This window comes from Planosporangium spinosum, assembly GCF_049999945.1.
GTDB classification, from domain to species: Bacteria; Actinomycetota; Actinomycetes; order Mycobacteriales; family Micromonosporaceae; genus Planosporangium; species Planosporangium spinosum.
Window position 1 is genome coordinate 1 of record NZ_JBLYUB010000038.1, and the last position, 21,774, is coordinate 21,774.

3 protein-coding genes are annotated in these 21,774 nt (G+C 73.3%); all 3 read left to right on the forward strand.

All coding sequences use genetic code 11. The features are described 5' to 3' along the window. The coding region (locus ACNTMW_RS31445; RefSeq protein WP_426637612.1) for a phosphopantetheine-binding protein at window positions 1-302 on the forward strand (302 nt) is incomplete at its 5' end. An 11-nt stretch (window positions 303-313) separates the two neighbouring features. Continuing rightward, complete coding sequence (locus tag ACNTMW_RS31450; RefSeq protein ID WP_426637613.1) at window positions 314-20,515, forward strand: non-ribosomal peptide synthase/polyketide synthase; 20,202 nt, start codon at window positions 314-316, stop codon at window positions 20,513-20,515. Beyond that, window positions 20,512-21,747, forward strand: coding sequence for an MFS transporter (locus ACNTMW_RS31455; protein WP_426637614.1), 1,236 nt, complete (start codon window positions 20,512-20,514; stop codon window positions 21,745-21,747). Before ACNTMW_RS31450 ends, ACNTMW_RS31455 begins: the two co-directional genes overlap by 4 nt. Window positions 21,748-21,774: the final 27 nt, after the last annotated feature.

Consider the following 21,774-nt stretch of genomic DNA (forward strand, 5'->3'; position numbering starts at 1 on the left):
CCACCGAGGACGGCTATGCCGCTCCGCAGACCGACACCGAGCGGGTCATCGCCGCCGTCTGGGCCGACGTGCTCGGCCTCGACCGGGTCGGCGTCCACGACAACTTCTTCGACCTCGGCGGCGACTCGGTCCGCAGCCTGCACATCGCCTCGCAACTCCAGGCGGCGTTCGACGTCGCGCTGACCCCCCGCGAGGTCCTGGTGACCCGTACCGTCGCCGCCCTGGCGGAGCTGGTCGAGGAGAAGGTCCTTTCCGAACTCGAGCGGGTTGCCCTCGGTGACGGCAACCGTGACGACCGCTAAGGAGCTCAAGCATGCCGTCATCCCGGGACAGTCGTATCTCCGCTCTTCCGGAGCACGTACAGCAAATGCTACGGCAGCGCCTGGCCGGCCGGGCGGTACGCGCCGACCGGATCCCGTCCGCCGACCGGTCCGCTCCGCTGCCGCTGTCGTTCGCCCAGCAGCGACTGTGGTTCCTCAACGAGTTCCGGCCCGGTAACGCCGAATACAACAGTGCGCTCGCCCTGCGCCTGACCGGGGCGCTCGACGTACCCGCTCTGGTACGCGCGTTGCGGGGTCTCGTCGCCCGGCACGAGTCGCTGCGGACCACCTTCGACGACGTGGACGGCAAGGGTGTCCAGGTCATCCACCCGGACGGCGACCTTCCGGTTCCCGTGGCCGACCTGACCGACCCGGCCGGTCGCGGCCGGGCAGGGCTGGACCGGTTGCTGCGGGAGGAGTACGCCAAGCCGTTCGACCTCCGGGGCGGCCCGTTGCTGCGGGCGCTGCTGGTCCGCCTGGCCGACGACGAGCATGTACTCCTGCTCACCGCGCACCACATCGTCACCGACGGCTGGTCGATGGGCATTCTGGGCGAGGAGCTGAGCGCCCTGTACGGCGCCGCGGTGCGCGACGAGGAGGCGACCCTGCCGGCGCCGTCGCTGCAGTACGCCGACTTCGCGGTGTGGCAGCGGGAACGCCTGAGCGGGCCGGCTCTGGACGAGCATCTGGGTTACTGGCGGACGCGGTTGGCGGGGCTGTCCCCGCTGGAGCTGCCGACGGACCGGCCGCGTCCAGCGGTACGCGGCTCCCGCGGTGCGGTACACGAGTTCACCATCCCGGCCGAGGTGAGCACCCGCCTGGCCGGCCTGGCCCGCGAGCAGGAGACCACGTTGTTCACCGCGCTGGTCGCGGCGTGCCAGGTGCTGTTCGCCCGGTACAGCGGGCAGGACGACATCGCGCTCGGCACGGTCGTGTCCGGCCGTAACCGGCCGGAACTGGACCGGGTCGTCGGCTTCTTCGTCAACACGGTCGTGCTCCGCGACACTGTGAACGGCTCCCGCTCCTTCCGCGAGATTCTCGGCGCCGCGAAGGAGACCGTGCTGGACGCCTTCGACCACGACGAGGTGCCGTTCGAGCGGCTGGTCGACGAGCTCCAGCCGCAGCGCGACCCCAGCCGCAACCCGCTGTTCGACGTCATGGTGGTGCTGCAGAACGGCCAGCGGCGCGCCGCCGAGTTCGCCGGCCTGCGCGTCGAGGACGTCACCGTGGCCAGGCGGGCGGCGAACTTCGACCTGACCCTGGAGTTCCAGGAGTCCGGTGGTGTGTTGGCCGGGTCGCTGGAGTACAGCACGGACCTGTTCGACGCGGCCACGGTCGAGCGGATGGTCGGCAGCCTCCAGCTTCTCCTGCGCGGGTTCGTCGCGCAGCCCGACCGGCCGGTGGCCGACGCACCGGTGCTGACCGAGGCCGAACGGTCGCGGGTGCTGCATGCGTGGAACGACACCGCCTCCACGGTCCCCGCCGGTACCGTGCCCGGCCTCGTCGCGGAGTGGGTGCGCCGTTCGCCGGACGAGGTGGCGGTGGTCTGTGGTGGCGTCGAACTGTCGTACGCGGAGCTGGAGGCGCGGGCCAATCGGTTGGCGCATCGGCTGGTCGGGCTCGGGGTGGGTCCGGAGCGGGCGGTGGCCCTGCTGATGGACCGCTCGGCGGAGTTGGCCGTCGCCGAGCTTGCGGTACTCAAGGCCGGTGGGGCGTACGTACCGGTGGATGTGAAGGCGCCGGTGGAGCGGATGCGGCTGGTGGTGGGGGAGGCCGGCGCGGGTGTGTTGGTGACCGACCGGGCGTGGCAGGCCACCGCGGGTGAGGTGCACGCCGGTGCGGTGGTCGTGGTCGACGACGCCTCCCTGGCCGCGGAGCCGGCGGAGCAACCTGCCGTGGACCTTCATCCGGACAACCTGGCGTATGTGATGTACACGTCGGGGTCGACCGGCCGGCCCAAGGGGGTGGCGGTGCGGCACCGTGACATCGCCGCCCTCGCCTTCGACCGGCGGTTCGCCGGGGGTGGGCACGAGCGGGTGCTGTTGCATTCGTCGTTGGCGTTTGATGCGTCGACGTACGAGTTGTGGGTGCCGTTGCTGCGTGGTGGTCGGGTGGTGGTGGCGCCGCCGGGGGATCTGGACGTGGAGTCGCTGCGCCGGCTGGTGGTCGGGCACGATCTGACGGCGGTGTTCGTGACGTCGGGGTTGTTCCGGGTGGTGGCGCAGGAGGATCCGGGGTGTCTGGCCGGGGTGCGGGAGGTGTGGACCGGCGGGGATGTGGTGCCGGCGGGTGCGGTGCGTCGGGTGATGGCGGCGTGTCCGGGGATCGTGGCGGTGGACGTGTACGGGCCGACCGAGACCACGACGTTCGCCACGTCGTATCCGATGGCGGCGGTGGATGAGGTGCCGGAGGTGGTGCCGATCGGGCGGCCGTTGGACAACATGCGCGTCTACGTGCTGGATGAGTGGTTGCGGCCGGTGCCGGTGGGGGCGCCGGGGGAGTTGTGTATCGCGGGTGCCGGGTTGGCGCGGGGGTATCTGGGCCGGCCGGGGTTGACGGCGGAGCGGTTCGTGGCCGACCCGTTCGGGCCGCCCGGATCCCGGATGTACCGGACCGGGGATGTGGTGCGGTGGCGGGCCGACGGGGTGGTGGAGTTCGTCGGCCGGGTCGACGACCAGGTCAAGATCCGTGGTTTCCGGATCGAGCTCGGTGAGATCGAAGCGGCGCTGACCGGCCACCCCGACATCGGTGAGGCGGTCGTGGTCGCCCGCCAGGACCAGCCCGGCGTCAAGCGGCTGGTCGCCTACCTGGTCCCAGCGCCGGGCGCGACGCCGGAGCCGGCGGCGCTGCGGGCGTTCCTGGGCGGCTCACTGCCGGACTACATGGTGCCGTCCGCGTACGTGACTCTCGACGCGCTGCCGCTCAACCCCAACGGCAAGCTCGACCGGCGGGCCCTGCCCGACCCCGACTTCGGCACGGAGACGCAGGACGGCTACGTCGCGCCCCGTACCGAGACCGAGCAGGCCCTCGCCGGCGTCTGGGCCGGAGTCCTCGGCCACGACCGGGTCGGGGTCCACGACAACTTCTTCTCCCTCGGCGGCGACTCGATCCTCAGCATCCAGGTGGTCTCCCGCGCCCGGCAGGCCGGCCTGCGGCTCACCTCCCGCGACATCTTCCAGCACCAGACCATCGCCGACCTGGCGACCGTCGTGGGCGCGGAGGCCGCCACCGTGACCGCCGACGACGGGCCCGACGGCGGCCCCGACGGCGGGCCGGCGCCCCTGACGCCGATCCAGCACTGGTTCTTCACCACTCACGGGCCGTTGCGCCACTTCACGATGTCGATGCTGGTGGAGCTGAGCGACGATGTCGACGACACCGCACTCGGTGCGGCCGTCGACGCGGTCGTGGCCCACCACGACGCGCTGCGCACGCGCTACGAGTGTGTCGACGACGAGTGGCATCAGGAGGTCGTACCGGCGCAGGCGTTCGCGGGCCTGCTCGACCGGTACGATCTGTCCACTCTGGACGCCGCCGGGCAGCGGGCCAGGATCGAGGAGGTGGCCAACGCGGCCCGGGCCGACCTCGACCTCGCCACCGGCCGGATGCTGCGGGCCGCACTGTTCCGGCTCGGCCCCGACCGGCGGCCGCTGCTGTTCCTCACCGCCCACCACCTCGTCGTCGACGGCGTCTCCTGGCGCATCCTGCTCGGTGACCTCGACGCCGCCTACCGCAGCGCGGTCGCGGGTCGGCCGGTGGAGCTGGAGCCGACCGGCACCCCGTTCACCCGCTGGGCCCACCACCTCACCCGGTACGTCCGGGACGGCGGGTTCGACGACGCCCTGCCCCACTGGACCGCCGTCCCGACGGCCGCGCCGACCGAGCTGCCCGTCGACCGTACCGGGGTCAACACCTCCGGTTCCCGGCGGCCGCTCACCGTACGGCTGGACCGGTCGGATACGGACGCGCTGCTGCACCGGGTACCCGGCGTGTACCGCACCCAGGTCAACGACGTGCTGCTGGCCGCCCTCGGCCGGGTCCTGGCGGAGTGGACCGGTCGGGACCGTACCCTCATCGCGCTGGAAGGGCACGGCCGCGAGGAGATCGGCGACGGCGTCGACCTGTCCCGTACCGTCGGGTGGTTCACCAGTCAGTTCCCGGTGAGCCTGGCCGTGTCCGCGGACGCCGACTGGGGCACCGTCCTCAAGTCCGTCAAGGAGCAACTGCGGGCCGTGCCGCACCGCGGCATGAGCTACGAGGCGCTGCGCTACCTCGGTGCCGGCGACGCGCTGGCCGCCGACCCCACACCCCGGATCAGCTTCAACTACCACGGCCAGTGGGGTGGGGTGACCGGCGAGGACGGGCTGTACCGGCCCGCACGCGACAGCGCCGACCAGCCGATCGGCCCCGACCTGGCGCCCGACGAACCGGCCACGTACCTGCTGGACGTCACCGGCCTGGTCGACTCCGGCGAGTTGGCGTTGACCTGGCTGTACTCCGACCAGGTCCACGACGCGGAGACCGTGCGCCGCCTCGCGGAGCGGATGGTCGAGGTGCTGCGGGAGATCGTCGCGCACTGCGCGCGGCCGGACGCGGGTGGGCGTACCCCGTCGGACTTCCCCCTCGCCCGCCTCGACCAGGCGGCCGTCGACCGGCTCGCCGGTGACGGCCGGGACGTCGACGACATCTACCCGCTCACCCCGCTGCAGGCGGGCATGCTCTTCCACCACCTGGTCGACGGCGACTCGGGCGCCTACGTCGACCAGGCCCGGCTGCTGCTGGACGGGGTGTCCGACCCGGGGTCGCTCGCCGGGGCCTGGCAGCGCGTGGTCGACCGGACGCCGATCCTGCGCAGCAGCATCGTCTGGGAGGGCGTCGACGAGCCGCTGCAGGTCGTGCACCGGCGGGCGACGGTACCGGTCACGCAGGTCGACTGGCGGGGACTGTCCGACGACGAGCGGGACCGGGAGCTGGCGCGGCTGGCGGCCGACGACCGCGCCCGGGGGCTCGACCTGTCGGCCGCCCCGCTGATGCGGCTGGCCATCGCCCGGATCGCCGACGACCGGGCGTGGGTGATCTGGACCTTCCACCACCTCGTGCTCGACGGATGGAGCCTGGCGCAGGTGTTCGGCGAGGTGTGCGAGCAGTACGCCGCCATCGTCGCCGGCCGGCAGCCCGCGCTGGTGGCCCGCCGGCCGTTCCGGGAGTACCTGGAGTGGCTGCGCGGGCAGGACGTCCATCGGGCCGAGGAGCACTGGCGGGACGTGCTCGCCGGCTTCGACGAGCCCACCCCGCTGCCGTACGACCGGCCGCCGGCCGAAGCGCACCGCGCCGAGTCGTCGGCGCTGATCCAGGTGGCGCTGCCAGCCGACGCCTCGGCGCGGCTGCGGGAGATCGCGCGGCAGTTCGGGCTGACCGTCAACACGATCATCCAGGGCGCGTGGGCGCTGCTGCTGTCGCGGTACAGCCGGGAACCGGAGGTGGTCTTCGGCACCACCGTCTCCGGGCGCCCCGCCGAGCTGCCCGGCGTGGAGTCGATGGTCGGCATGTTCATCAACACCGTGCCGACCCGGGCCCGGATCGACCGCGCCCGACCGGTCACCGAGTGGCTGCGGGCGCTCCAGGCCCAGCAGAGCGAGTCACGTCGCTTCGACTTCGTCTCCCTGGCCCAGATCCAGGGCTGGAGCGGCCTGCCGGGCCGGGCCAACCTCTTCGACAGCATGGTGGTGTTCGAGAACTACCCGTTCGACGAGGCCGCCTCCGCCGCGTCCGGGGTGCGTATCAGCGACGTCCAGGCGCTCGACACGACCAACTACCCGCTCGTGGTGCGCGCCTACCTGACCGACCGGCTCGGCTTCGACTTCGCCTACGATCCGCGGCTGTTCGACGCCGCCACCGCCGACGCGATGGCGGCGCGGCTGCGTACGCTGCTGACCGGGTTCGCCGCTGACCCGGACGGCACGCTCGCGGACTGGGCGTGGCTGACGCCCGACGAGCGCCGCCGGGTGCTGGTCGACTGGAACCCCGACGGCCGCGAGACGGTCGACACCACGCTGGTGGACCTGTTCGAGGCGCAGGCCGCCCGCACACCTGCGGCGACCGCGCTCACCTTCTGCGACACCAGTCTGACGTACGCCGAGCTCAACGCCCGCGCCAACCGCCTGGCGCACCGGCTGACGGCGGCCGGTGCCGGTCCGGAGCGGTTCGTCGCCCTCGCGCTGCCCCGCGGCGTCGACCTGGTCGTCGCAGTCGTGGCGGTACTCAAGACCGGCGCGGCGTACCTGCCGCTGGACCCGGACTATCCGGCCGAGCGCATCGCCCACGTCCTCGCCGACGCCGCGCCGGTCGCGCTCGTCACCACCCGGGCCGCGGGAGTGTCCACCCAGGCCGGTGGGGTCGGCCGGCTGGTGCTCGACGATCCGGAGACCGTGGCCGCCCTCGCGGCGGCTCCGGACACCGACCCCGGCGACGCCGACCGGACCGCGCCGCTACGCCCCGACCACCCGGCCTACGCCATCTACACCTCTGGCTCCACCGGAAAGCCCAAGGGCGTGGTGATCACCCACGCCAACGTGGTACGCCTGTTCACCGCGACGCGGGCCTGGTTCGGCTTCGACTCCCGCGACGTGTGGACGCTGTTCCACTCGTACGCCTTCGACTTCTCCGTCTGGGAGATCTGGGGTCCGCTGCTGCACGGCGGCCGCCTCGTCGTGGTGCCGCACGAGGTGACCCGCTCCCCGGACGACTTCCTGCGGCTGCTCGCCGCCGAGCGGGTGACCGTGCTCAACCAGACCCCGTCGGCGTTCTACCAGCTGATGCGCGCCGACGCCGACGACCCCGCGACCGGGGCGGCGCTCAGCCTGCGGTACGTGGTCTTCGGTGGTGAGGCGCTGGACCTGTGGCGGCTGGCCGACTGGTACGACCGGCACGCCGACACCGCGCCGGTACTGGTCAACATGTACGGCATCACCGAGACCACGGTGCACGTGTCCTACGTGGCCCTCGACCGGGCGGCCGCCGCGACCGCGGCCGGCAGCGTCATCGGCGAGCCGATCGGCGACCTGCGGGTGTACCTGCTCGACGCCGACCTGTCACCGGTACCGCCGGGGGTGGCCGGCGAGATGTACGTGGCCGGTGGCGGGCTGGCGCGTGGCTACCTGGCCCGGCCCGGGCTGACCGCGCAGCGGTTCGTCGCCGACCCGTTCGGCGCGCCCGGCACCCGCATGTACCGCACCGGCGACCTGGCCCGGTGGAGCCCGGACGGGGCGCTGGAGTACCTCGGCCGCGCCGACCACCAGGTCAAGATCCGGGGCTTCCGGATCGAGCTGGGGGAGATCGAGGCGGCGCTCGCCGCCCACCCGGGCGTCGGCGAGACCGTCGTGATCGCCCGCGAGGACACCCCCGGCGTCAAGCGCCTCGTCGGGTACGTCGTACCGGCCGGCGGCACCGCGCCGGCCACCGGCGAGCTGCGCGCGTTCCTGGAACGGACCCTGCCCGACTACATGGTGCCGCAGGCGTTCGTGACCGTCCCCGCCATCCCGTTGAACGCCAACGGCAAGCTGGACCGCCGGGCGCTGCCGGCGCCGGAGCGGGACGTGGCCGCCCGACTCGATCATGTACCGCCCCGCACCGACGCCGAGCGCGCCGTCGCGCGGATCTGGGGCGAGGTACTGGAGGTCGACGGGGTCGGGGCGCACGACAACTTCTTCGAACTCGGCGGCGACTCCATCCTGAGCATCCGGGTCGCCTCGCGGCTGCGGTCGGCCTTCGGCGTGCGGGTGTCACCCCGGGCGGTCTTCACCAACCCGACCGTGGCCGGGCTCGCGGCGAGCATCGACGGGCAGGCGACGGCCGGACCGGCCGGCCCGGCCGTCGTGCGGGTACCCCGCGACGGCGACCTGCCGCTGTCGTACGCCCAGCAGCGGCTGTGGTTCCTCACCGAGTTCGAGCCGGACAGCGGCCAGTACATCACCTACGCCGGCCTCCGCCTGCGCGGCGACCTCGACGTCGCCGCGCTGCGGGAGGCGCTGACCGGGCTCGTCGCCCGGCACGAGTCGCTGCGCACCACCTTCCACGCCGTCGACGGCCGGGCCGTACAGCGCCTCCACCCGCCGCGGGAGGTGCCGCTGCCCGTGCGCGACCTGTCCGAGCTGCCGGAGGAGGTGCGCGCCGCCGAGCTGGACCGCATCCTCGTCGAGGAGAGCAGCCGACCGTTCGACCTGCGCACCGGTCCGCTGCTGCGACCCTGCCTGGTCCGGCTGGCGCCCGGCGAGCACGTGCTGAGCCTGGCCCTGCACCACATCGTCACCGACGGCTGGTCGATGGGACTGCTGCTCGATGAGCTGGCCGAGCGGTACCGGGCCGCGCGTGCCGGCGAGCCGGCGACCCTGCCGGAGCCGCCGTACCAGTACGCCGACTACGCCGCCTGGCAGCGGGAGGCGCTCGCCGGGCCGGCCCTGGACGCGCACCTGGCGTACTGGCGCGATCAGCTCGCCGACGTCGCGCCGCTGGACCTGCCGACCGACCGGCCCCGGCCGGCCGTGCAGACCAGGAACGGGGCCCTGCTGGAGTCCGCGGTACCCGCCGAGGTGGCCCGGCGGCTGCGTCAGCTCGGCCACCGGCACGACGCCACCCTGTTCGTGACCCTGGTCGCGGCCTGCCAGGTGCTGCTGCACCGGTGGTCGGGCCAGCGGGACATCGCGGTCGGCACGGTCGTGTCCGGCCGGGAACGGCCCGAGTGGGAGCGGCTGGTCGGCATCCTCGTCAACACGCTGGTGCTGCGCTCCGACGTAGACGGCGGGCAGACCTTCGCCGAGCTGCTCGCCGACGTCAGGGACACCGTGCTGGCCGCCTTCGCCCACCAGGAGGTGCCCTTCGAGCGGGTCGTCGACGAGGTGCGGCCGGCCCGCGACACCAGCCGGTCGCCGCTGTTCCAGGTGATGGTGAACCTGCACAACCTGGGCAACCGCGCCCCGCGGCTGGCGGACCTCGCCGTCTCCGAGGTCGTCCCGCCGGCGGTGCCGGCCAGCTTCGACCTGAGCATCGACTTCCATCCCGGTGACGACGGCGCGCTCACCGCCGTGTTCGAGTACAACACCGACCTGTTCGACGCCGCCACCGTCCGGCGGATGGCCGACCACCTGCTGGCCCTGCTCGACGGCGTCACGTCCGACCCGGAGCGCCGGATCGCCGACGTGGAGCTGATGGCCGACGCCGAGCGGGCCTTCGTCCTCGACGAGTGGAACGCCACCGGGTGCGACGTGCCCCCGGCGATGTTCCACGAGGCATTCGAGGCACAGGCCCGCCGGACGCCGGAGGAGACCGCGCTGGTGGCCGGCGCGACCACGCTGAGCTTCGCCGAACTGGACGCCCGGGCCAACCGGCTGGCGCATCACCTGATCGGACGCGGGGTCGGCCCGGAGCGGGTGGTGGCGCTGGCGCTGCCGCGCTCGCACCAGATGATCGAGGCGATCCTCGCGGTGGCCAAGGCGGGCGGGGTGTACCTGCCGGTCGACCGGGAGCTGCCCGCCGACCGGATCGCGTTCCTGCTGCGCGACGCCGGTGCGACGCTCGTGGTGACCACCGCCGACGCCCGCGACGTCCGCACCGCCGTCGGCGGGATCGACGGGGCCGGCGGAGCCGGCGGGGTCGATGTCGTCCTGCTCGACGACGCCGGCACGCGCGGCGACCTCGCGGGGCGCCCGGCGACCCCGCCCACCGACGCCGACCGGACCGCCCCGCTCACCGGCGACAACGCCGCCTACGTCATCTACACCTCGGGCTCCACCGGCCGGCCCAAGGGCGTCGTCGTCCCGCACCGCAACCTGACCAACCTGATGGCCAGCCAGCGGCACAGCTTCCTGGCCGACGCCGGTGACCGGCGGCTGCGGGTGGCGTTGACCGCCGCCTTCTCCTTCGACACCTCGTGGGAGGGCCCGCTGCTGATGGCGGCCGGCCACGAGCTGCACGTCGTCGACGAGACCACCCGTCTCGACCCGCAGGCCCTCGCCGACTACGTCGCCGGGTACCGGATCGACTTCCTCGATTTGACCCCGTCGTACCTTCAGCGGCTGCTGCCGGCCGGGCTGCTGGCCGACGGCCGGCACCACCCGGCGGTCCTGATGCTGGGCGGCGAGGCGCTCGGGACCGGGCTGTGGGAGCAGTTGGCCGCCGTACCGGACACGGTCGGTCACAACTTCTACGGACCGACCGAGTGCACCGTCGACGCGCTGTCCTGCCGGGTGACCCCGGGGACCCGGCCGACGGTCGGGCGACCGCTGCCGAACCTGCGCGCGTACGTGCTCGACGAGCGGCTGTGGCCGGTACCGGTCGGGGTGCCCGGTGAGCTGTACCTGGCCGGCGCCCAGGTCGCCCGCGGGTACCTGGGCCGGCCGGGGCTGACCGCCGAGCGGTTCGTCGCCGACCCGTTCGGCGCGCCCGGCACCCGCATGTACCGTACCGGCGACCGGGTGCGCTGGACCGCCGACGGGATGCTGGAGTACCTGGGCCGGGTCGACGAGCAGATCAAGATCCACGGGCTGCGGATCGAGCCCGGCGAGATCGAGGCGGCCCTGCTGCGCCACCCCGACCTGGCGGAAGCCGTCGTGGTCGCCCGCGACGACGACGGCCACCGGCGGCTGGTCGGCTACGTGGCGCCCGCCGGCCCGGACACTCCCAGCGCCGCGCAGCTACGGTCCTGGCTGAAGAGCAGCCTGCCGGAGTACATGGTGCCCTCGGTGTTCGTCGCCCTCGAGCGGTTGCCGAAGACCAGCAGCGGCAAGATCGACAAGCGGGCGCTGCCCGCACCTGAGATCGAACCGGAGCGGGAGACGGACTACGTCGCCCCGGTCACGACCACCGAACAGGCGCTGGCCCGGGTCTGGGCCGACGTTCTCGGCGTCGAGCGGGTCGGCACGGGCGACAACTTCTTCGCCCTCGGCGGCGACTCGATCCTGAGCATCCAGGTCGTCTCGCACGCCCGTGCGTCCGGCATCAGCCTGACCTCCAGGGACATCTTCGTCTACCAGACGGTCGCCGAACTGGCCGCCGCCGTCGACGCCCGGCCGGCGCCGGAGCCGGCAGTAGCCGGCCCGACGGCGACCGGTCCCGCGCCGCTCACCCCGATCCAGCACTGGCTGCTCGACGATGCGCGCGACGGCGGCACCCACTTCACCATGACCACCCTGGTCGAGTTGGACGCGACCGGCCGGGACGTCGACGCCGACGCGCTGCGCGCCGCCGTCGACGCGGTGGTCGCCCACCACGAGGCGCTGCGGATGCGCTTCACCCGCACCGCCGACCGCGAGTGGCTCCAGGAACCCGCGCCGGCCGAGTCGGCGGGCGTGTTCCGCAGTCATGACCTGTCCGGCCTCGACGACGGCGCGCGGGCGGCGGCCATGGAACGGATCGCCGTGGCCGCGCAGACCGGCCTCGACGTCGAACGCGGACCGCTACTGGCCGCCGTGCTGTTCACCTTCGGCCCGGACCGGCCACCGCAGTTGCTGCTCACCGTCCACCACCTGGTGATCGACGGGGTGTCCTGGCGCATCCTGCTCGACGACCTGCAGACCGGCTACACCCAGGCCCGGTCCGGCCAGCCGATCCGGCTGGTCGACACCACCAGCGGGTACCGCGACTGGGCGCGGCGGCTGGCCGCGCACGTGCGCGCCGGTCGGCTCGACGGCGACCTCGCGTACTGGACCGGCACGTCCGCGTACGCCGCCGACCTGCCCGTCGACCGGGCCGGCGGCAACACGGCCGGCTCCACCCGTACCCTCTCGGTGCGGCTCGGCCGCGACGATACCGACGCCCTGCTGCGTACCGTCCCCGACCTCTACCGGACGCAGGTCAACGACGTGCTGCTGGCCGCGTTGGGCCGGGCCCTGTCCCGGTGGACCGGGCGGGAGCAGGTGCTGATCGGCGTCGAAGGCCACGGGCGCGAGGACATCCTGGAGGGCCTCGACCTGTCGCGGACGGTCGGCTGGTTCACCGCCGAGTTCCCGGTCGGCCTGACCGTACCCGCCACCGCGGACTGGGGGACGGTCCTCAAATCGATCAAGGAGCAGTTGCGTGCCGTGCCCCACCGGGGGCTCAGTTACGGGGCGCTGCGCTACCTGAGCGCGCCCGACTCACCGGCCGCCGCGCTGCGGTCGGACCCCGCGCCGCAGGTCACCTTCAACTACCACGGCCAGTGGGGCGGCGGCGCCGACGGGGGCGACGGCCTCTACCGCGCCTGGCTGCCGGCGATCGGGCGTGACGCCGAGCCGGAGCGCCCCCGCGCCGCCCTGCTCGACGTCACCGGGATCGTCGCCGATGGGCAGCTGGAGCTGGGCTGGACCTACGCGGGGGAGGTGCACGACGAGGCGACCGTGCGGCGGCTCGCCGACGACGTCCTCGCGGCGCTGAAGGAGATCGTCGCGCACTGCGCGACGGCGGAGGCCGGCGGCCGTACCCCGTCGGACTTCCCCCTCGCCCGGCTGGACCAGGCGGCCGTCGACCGGATCGCCGGCAGCGGCCGCGAGGTCGAGGACATCTACCCGCTGACGGCGTTGCAGGCCGGCATGCTGTTCCACGGCCTCGTCGACGACACCGGCGCCTACCTCGACCAGCTGTGCCTGCGGCTGTCGGGAGTGTCCGACCCGTACGCGCTGGGCGCGGCCTGGCAGCGCGTGGTCGACCGGACACCCGCCCTGCGCACCCGGATCGTCTGGGAGGGCGTGGCCGAGCCGGTCCAGGTGGTGCAGCGCCGGGCCGAACTGGCCGTGGTCCACCACGACTGGCGCCACCTGTCCGAGGCGGACGCCGACGGCGAGCTGCGGCGGCTGCTCGCCGACGACCGCGCGGCCGGCATCGACCTCGCCCGGGCCCCGCTGATGCGGCTGACCATCGCCCGCGTCCGCGACGACGAGACCTGGGTGATCTGGACTTCGCACCACATCGTGCTCGACGGCTGGAGCGCAGGCCAGGTGTTCACCGAGGCCTGCGAACAGTACGCGGCCGTCGCGCGGGGACGCCGGCCACGGCTGGCCACCCGCCGGCCGTTCCGCGAGTACCTGCAGTGGCTGCGCCGGCAGGACCCGCACGCGGCCCACGAGTACTGGCAGCGGTCGCTGGCCGGCTTCGATTCACCGACCCCGCTGCCGTACGACCGCCCGCCCGTCCTGGCGCACACCACCGAGTCCAGCGAGACGATCCGGATCGAGCTGCCCGAGGAGGATTCGGCCCGGCTGCACCGGGCGGCCCGGCGCAGCGGCCTGACCGTCAACACGATCATCCAGGGCGCGTGGGCGCTGCTGCTGTCGCGTTACAGCGGCGAGCGCGACGTGGTCTTCGGTACCACCGTGTCCGGCCGGCCGGCGGAGCTGCCCGGCGTGGAGTCCATGGTCGGCATGTTCATCAACACCGTACCCACCCGGGTACGGATCGACGCGGCGCAGCGGATGGTGCCGTGGCTGCGCGCGCTCCAGGCGCAGCAGAGCGAGTCGCGCCGGTTCGACTTCGTCTCCCTGGCCCAGCTTCAGGGCTGGAGCGACGTGCCGGCCGGGGTGAACCTGTTCGACAGCGCGGTGGTGTTCGAGAACTACCCGATCGACGACGCCGCGGTCTCCGGTGACGGCGTACGGGTACGCGAGGTGCGCGCGGTCGACACCACGAACTTCCCCCTGATGCTGACCGCCCACCTGGCCGACCGGCTGCACTTCGGTCTCGCCTACGACCCCGGCCTGTTCGATGCGGCCACCGCCGGGGCGGTGGCGCAGCGGCTACGGACGCTGCTGACCGGGTTCGCCGCGGACCCGGACCGGCCGCTCGCGGACTGGGCGTGGATGTCGCCCGAGGAGCGCGAACGGGTGCTGGTGGAGTGGAACGACACGGTGGCCGAGGTGCCGGACGGTACGGTGCCGGGGTTGTTCGCGGAGTGGGTGCGCCGGTCGCCGGACGAGGTGGCGGTGGTCTGTGGTGGCGTGGCGTTGTCGTACGCGGAGCTGGAGGCGCGGGCGAATCGGTTGGCGCATCGGCTGGTCGGGCTGGGGGTTCGCCCGGAGAGCGCGGTGGGTGTGTTGATGGACCGCTCGGCCGATCTGGCGGTGGCGGAGTTGGCGGTGCTCAAGGCCGGTGGGGTGTATGTGCCGCTGGATGTGAAGGCGCCGGTGGAGCGGATGCGGCTGGTGGTGGGGGAGGCCGGCGCGGGTGTGTTGGTGACCGACCGGGCGTGGCAGGCCACCGCGGGTGAGGTGCACGGCGGCGAGATCGTGGTGGTCGACGGTGACGCGGGCCTGGTCCGGGAGTCGGCCGAGCCGCCGGCGGTGGAGATCCACCCCGGCAACTTGGCGTATGTGATGTACACGTCGGGGTCGACCGGCCGGCCCAAGGGGGTGGCGGTCACCCACCGCGACATCGTCGACCTGGTGTTCGACCGGCGGTTCGCCGGTGGTGGGCACGAGCGGGTGCTGTTGCATTCGTCGTTGGCGTTTGATGCGTCGACGTACGAGTTGTGGGTGCCGTTGCTGCGTGGTGGTCGGGTGGTGGTGGCGCCGCCGGGGGATCTGGACGTGGAGACGCTGCGGGGGTTGATCGCCGGGCATGCGGTTACCGCGGTGTTCGTGACGTCGGGGTTGTTCCGGGTGGTGGCGCAGGAGGATCCGGGGTGTCTGGCCGGGGTGCGGGAGGTGTGGACCGGCGGGGATGTGGTGCCGGCGGGTGCGGTGCGTCGGGTGATGGCGGCGTGTCCGGGGATCGTGGCGGTGGACGTGTACGGGCCGACCGAGACCACCACGTTCGCCACGTCGTATCCGATGGCGTCGGTGGATGAGGTGCCGGAGGTGGTGCCGATCGGGCGGCCGTTGGACAACATGCGCGTCTACGTGCTGGATGAGTGGTTGCGGCCGGTGCCGGTGGGGGCGCCGGGGGAGTTGTGTATCGCGGGTGCCGGGTTGGCGCGGGGTTATCTGGGCCGGCCGGGGTTGACGGCGGAGAAGTTCGTGGCCGACCCGTACGGGCCGCCCGGATCCCGGATGTACCGGACCGGGGATGTGGTGCGGTGGCGGGCCGACGGGGTGGTGGAGTTCGTCGGCCGGGTCGACGACCAGGTCAAGATCCGCGGGTTCCGGATCGAGCTCGGCGAGATCGAAGCGGCGCTGACCGGCCACCCCGACATCGGTGAGGCGGTCGTGGTCGCCCGCCAGGACCAGCCCGGCGTCAAGCGGCTGGTCGCCTACCTGGTCCCGGCGCCGGGCAAGTGGGTGCCACCGGCGACCCTGCTGCGCGAACTGCTCGGCGGCTCACTGCCGGACTACATGGTGCCGTCCGCGTACGTGACTCTCGACGCGCTGCCGCTCAACCCCAACGGCAAGCTCGACCGGCGGGCCCTGCCGGCACCCGACCGCGTGGACACCGACCCGGCCGGCTACGTACCGCCCGGCACCGACGTCGAACGGGCCGTCGCCGGCATCTGGGCCGACGTCCTCGGCGCCGACCGGGTCGGACTCCACGACAACTTCTTCGAACTCGGCGGCGACTCGATCCTCAGCATCCAGGTGGTCTCCCGCCTGCGGGCCGAGCTCGGCGTCGGGCTGTCGCCGCGGGTCCTGTTCACCGCGCCGACCGTCGCCGACCTGGCCGACGCCGTCGAGACCGCGGGCGCCGACGCACCGGCGCCCATCCCGACCGCGCCCCGCGACCGCCCGCTGCCGTTGTCGTTCGCCCAGCAGCGACTGTGGTTCCTCAACGAACTCGAACCCGACAGCGCCGAATACCTGACCCCGTCGGCGGTGCGGCTGCGCGGACGGCTCGACGTCGACGCCCTCCGCACCGCGTTCACCGCACTGGTGGCCCGGCACGAGTCCCTGCGTACGACCGTCGAGACCGTCGACGGGCACGGCGTCCAGGTGGTACATCCGCCGCGGCAGGTCGACCTGCCGGTGCTCGACCTGTCCGCGCTACCGGAGCCCGACCGCGACGCCGAGCTGCGGACGGTGCTGGCACGGGTCACCACGACCCCGTTCGACCTGCGGCGGGGGCCGCTGCTGCGCACGTGCCTGGTCCGGCTGGCCCCCGACGAGCACGTGCTGGTGATGGCGATGCACCACATCATCACCGACGGCTGGTCGATCGGGGTCATCGCCGACGAGTTGAGCGCGCTGTACACCGCGGCCGTCGACGGCGAGGAGGCCACGCTGGCGCCGCTGCCGATCCAGTACGCCGACTACGCGGTGTGGCAACGGGACCGGCTGTCCGACGCGGCGCTGGCCGACGCGCTCCGGTACTGGACGGACCGGCTATCCGGCGTCCCACGGCTCGACCTGCCGACCGACCGGCCACGCCCGGTCGTGCGTACCTCGGCCGGTGACCTGTACGAGTTCGAGGTGCCGGCCGAGGTGACCGTCCGGCTCAAGGAGCTGGGCCGGCACGGCGACGCCACCCTGTTCATGACGCTGCTCGCGGCCTGCACCCTGCTGCTGCGGCGGTGGTCCGGCCAGGACGACATCGCGGTCGGCACGGTCGTGTCCGGTCGGGAACGGGCCGAGTTGGGCGGGCTGGTCGGGTTCTTCGTCAACACCCTGGTACTCCGGTCCACGGTGGACGGGGACCGGACGTTCCGCGAGTTCCTGGCGGAGGTACGCGAGACCGCACTCGGCGCCTTCGCCCACCAGGAGGTGCCGTTCGAGCGGGTCGTCGACGAGCTCCACCTGGAGCGGGACACCAGCCGCAACCCGCTGTACGACGTGATGGTGGTGCTGCAGAACACCCCCGGCCAGGCGCCGGAGCTACCCGGCGTCGCGGTCGAGGAGCTGGCCTCGCCGGTGGTCACCGCGAGCTGCGACCTCACCCTGGAGTTCCGGGAGCGCGACGGTGCCCTGGGCGGCGCGCTGGTGTACAACACCGACCTGTTCGAGGCGGCCACCATCGCGCGGATGGTCGGTCACCTGGAGGTGCTGCTGGCCGCGATCGCCGCCGACCCGGAGCGGCCCCTCGCGGAGCTGCCGCTGCTGACCGAGGCAGAGCGCCGTCAGGTCGTGGACGGATGGAACACCGCCGCCCTGGACGTACCCGAGACGATGGTCCACGAGGCGTTCGAGGCCCAGACCCGGCGGACGCCGGACGCCACCGCGCTGGTGAGCGGAGACACCGCGTTGACGTTCGCGCAAACGAACGCGCAGGCCAACCGCCTGGCCCGGTACCTGGTGCGGCGCGGCGCCGGTCCGGAGCGGGTGGTGGCGCTGGCGCTGCCCCGCTCGCACGCGACGGTCGTGGCGATCCTGGCGGTCCTCAAAGCCGGCGGGGTGTACCTGCCGGTCGACCCGGGCCTGCCCGCCGACCGGATCGGATTCCTGCTGCGCGACGCCGGCGCCGGTCTCGTCCTGACCACCGGCGACAGCGCCGAGGTCCGCGCCGCGGCCGGCGGCACCGACCTGCTCCTCGACGACCCGGCGGTACGCGCCGAGCTGGAGTCGCTGCCGGACACCGACCTGACCGACGCCGACCGGGCCGGCGGGGTGGCCCCCGACCACGGCGCGTACGTGATCTACACCTCCGGTTCCACCGGCACCCCGAAGGGGGTGGTCGTCTCGCACCGCAACCTGACCAACCTCCTGGCCAACCAGCGGGTACGGGTGTTGGCGGCGGCGACCGACGCGGTCGGCGAGCGGCCCCTGCGGGTGGCGTTGACGGCCTCGTTCACCTTCGACGCGTCGTGGGATCCGCTGTTGATGATGGCCAGCGGCCACGAGTTGCACGTCATCGACGAACTGGTCCGGGTGGACGCCGACCGGTTCGCCGCGTACGTGGCCGACCGGCGCATCGACGTGGTCAACTTCACGCCGTCGCATCTTCAGCAGATGCTGCCCGCCGGTCTGCTGTCCGACGACCGCGACCACCGGCCGTCGGTCGTCCTGCTGGGTGGCGAAGCCGCGGGCGAGGCGTTGTGGTCGCGGCTGTCGGCCGCTCCGGGAGTCACCGCCTACAACCTGTACGGGCCCACCGAGTGCACGGTGGACGCGGTGGTCTGCCGGGTGGACGAACAGCCGCGGCCGATGGTCGGCTGGCCGCTGGGCAACCTGCGGGCCTACGTTCTCGACGGGCGGCTGCGCCCGGTGCCGGTCGGCGTGGTCGGTGAGCTGTACCTGGCCGGCGCGCAGGTGGCACGTGGCTATCTCAACCGGCCGGGGTTGACCGCCCAGCGGTTCCTGGCCGACCCGTTCGGCCCGGCGGGGGAGCGGATGTACCGCACCGGGGATGTGGTGCGGTGGCGCGCCGACGGTGCGCTCGAATATCTCGGCCGCGCCGACGACCAGGTCAAGATCCGCGGGTACCGGATCGAACCCGGCGAGGTCACCGCGGCTCTCGTCGCGCACCCCGGTGTCGCTGCGGCCGCCGTGGTCGCGCGGGCGGACGCCAGAGACGTCACACGCCTCGTGGCGTACGTGGTACCGGCGGCGGGGGCGGCGGTGGACCCGGCCGAGCTGCGCGGGTTCCTGAGCGGCTCGTTGCCCGACTACATGGTGCCCGCGGCGGTGGTGACGTTGGCGGCCATGCCGCTGAGCGCCAGCGGCAAGCTGGACCGCCGGGCGCTGCCCGCCCCGGACTTCGGTGCCGCGACGGGCGGCGGCTACGTCCCGCCGCGAACCGAGGCCGAGCGGATCCTGGCCGGGATCTGGGCGGACGTGCTCGGCCTGGACCGGGTGGGGATCGAGGACAACTTCTTCGACCTCGGCGCCGACTCCATCCTGACCATCCAGGTCGTGTCGCGGGCCCGTCAGGTCGGATTCGCCCTGACCACCAAGGATCTCTTCCTGTACCAGACCGTGGCGGCGCTCGCGCCGCAGGTGTCGCAGGCGGCGACCGCGGCCGGAGCGGACGAGCCGGTCGTCGGCGAGGTACCCCTCACCCCGATCCAGCACTGGTTCTTCCAGACCCACACCGTGAACCCGCACCACTTCAACCAGTCCATGCTGGTGGAGTTGACCGCGGACGTGGACCGGGACGTCCTCGGCCGGGCGTTGGCCGCGCTGCTGGCCCATCACGACGCGCTGCGGATGCGGTTCGTGCCCGCCGACGGGGGGTGGCAGCAGGTCAACGGGCCGGTCGAACCGGTGGAGGTGCTGGAGCGGTACGACCTGTCGGCGTTGGCCCCCGATGCCCAGTCGGCCGCGGTCGAGACGACAGCCGACGAGGTCCACGCGGGCTTCCGGCTGGAGCGCGGCCGGCTGCTGCGGGCGGCGCTGTTCGAGCGGGGCGCGCCGCGGACGCCGCTGCTGCTGCTGGTGGCGCACCACCTGGTCGTCGACGGCGTCTCGTGGCGGATTCTGCTCGACGACCTGGGCGTGGCGTACCAGCAGGCGTCGCAGGGCAAGGCCATCGACCTGGGCCCCAAGTCGACCTCGTTCAAGGACTGGGCGCGCCGGCTGGGCGGGTACGTGGCCGACGGCCACCTCGACGACGAGGTGGAGTACTGGGCGGGCGTGCTGGACGTACCCGCGCTCCCGGCGAGTCGGACGGCGGACGAGCCGGCGACCGCGGCCGAGCCGGTCACGGTGGAGCTGGACGCCGACGACACCGAGGCGCTGCTGCGCGGAGCGCCCACCGCCTACCGCACCCGGATCAACGACGTGCTGCTCGCGGCTCTCGCGTGGGCGCTGTCGCGCTGGACGGGGCACAGCCGGGTGACGATCGACCTCGAGGGCCACGGCCGGGAGGAGATCGTCGACGACGTCGACCTCTCCCGGACGGTCGGTTGGTTCACCACCCTCTTCCCGGTCGCGCTCGACGTGGCGGGTGCCGACGGGGCCGACTGGCGCGGCCTGGCCAAGTCGGTCCGCCGGCAGTTGCGCGCCATGCCGCGTAACGGGTTCGGCTACGGCGCGCTGCGCTACCTCGGCCGGCCGGAGGTGCGTGACCGGCTGTCCGGCGCCGGTAGGTCGCCGGTGGTGTTCAACTACCTGGGTCAGTGGGACGCCCGCTCCCAGGAGACCTCGGACGGCCTCTACCACGCGGTGCACGGCTCGCTCGGCCGGGACGGCGACCCTGCCGACCGAAGCTTCTACCTGCTGGACATCACGGGTGGGGTCCAGTCCGGCCGGCTCCAGTTCTCCTGCTCGTACGATTCGGGCGGGGTCTCCCGCGCCACGGTCGAGAGCGTGCTCGCCGACTTCACCGAGGCGCTGCGGCGCATCGCCGGCGACTGCCGGGGGGCGCTGTGACGACGACGTCGTTGGCGCGTAACCGCAACTACCGGCTGCTGTGGGGCAGCCAGGCGCTGACCCAGTTCGGCTTCCACGCGTCGGCCATCGCCTTCCCGCTGCTCGTCCTCGCGGTCACCGGCTCGCCCGCGGCGTCCGGCATGGTGCTGGGGACGGTCGCCGCGGCGCAGCTGATGGCCGGGTTGCCGGCGGGGGCGCTGGTGGACCGCTGGGACCGCAAGAAGACCATGCTCGCCTGTGAGGCGGCACAGGCGGTCGCGGCCGGGAGTCTCGTCGCGGCCGTGGTGTGGGGCGCGGTGAGCATCGTCCACCTGCTGGTGGTCGCCGCCGTCATCGGGGTGTGCGCCGCGCTGTTCACCCCCGCGGAGGAGGCCTCCCTGCCGGCGATCGTGCCGACGGACCAGGTCGGGACGGCCGTGGCGATGAACTCGGCCCGGGCCTCGCTCGGCCACCTGTCGGGCACCGCCGCGGGCGGGTTCCTGTTCGCCGTCGGCAGGGCGGTGCCGTTCGCGGTCGATCTCGTGACCCACGTGGCGGCGTTCTGCGCCCTGGCGTTCCTGCGCCTGCCGCCGCGCGCGCCGCGCACCGGGCCGGCCGATCGCCTCGGCCGCGAGGTGGCCGCCGGCCTGCGGTGGGTGTGGCGGCACCCGCACATCCGGGTCACGGCGCTGTGCGCCGTCGTGCTCAACCTGTTCTTCAGCGCCTTCTACCTCGTGGTCATCGTGCTCGCCCGGGGGCGGGGAGTGCCGGCGGGCGAGATCGGCGTGATGGCCGCGATGCTCGGCGTCGGTGGGGTCGTCGGTTCCCTCGTCGCCCCGTACCTGCATCGCGTGCTCAGCCCGTACACGTCGATCGTCACGGTGTTCTGGGCGCTGACGGTGCTTACCCCGCTGGCCGTCTTCGCGCGCGGCGGGTACGCCATGGGCCTGCTGCTCTTCGCCATGGCCCTGCTGCCGCCGACCGCGAACACCACCATCACCACCCAGCAACTGCTGTTGACCCCCGATGCGTTACGTGGCCGGCTCAGCAGCGTGCTCGGCCTGGTCGCCGGGGTCTCGTCGGCGGTCGGCCCGGCGCTGGGTGGGTTCCTGACGGAGTGGGTCGCGCCCACCGGCGCGGTGCTGACGTGCGCCGGCGGTATCGCGGCCGTCACGGTGCTGGCCACGGTCAGCACCACGATACGGACGTTTCCCCGACACGAGGCCGTGGACGAGTCCCCGGTCGCCGTGTGAGTTCGACAATCCCGACCACCGGAACCG

Bases quoted from the DNA above. Each gene is read 5' to 3' on its own strand.
- ACNTMW_RS31450 (WP_426637613.1), top strand. From the start codon at position 314: ATGCCGTCATCCCGGGACAGTCGTATCTCCGCTCTTCCGGAGCACGTA.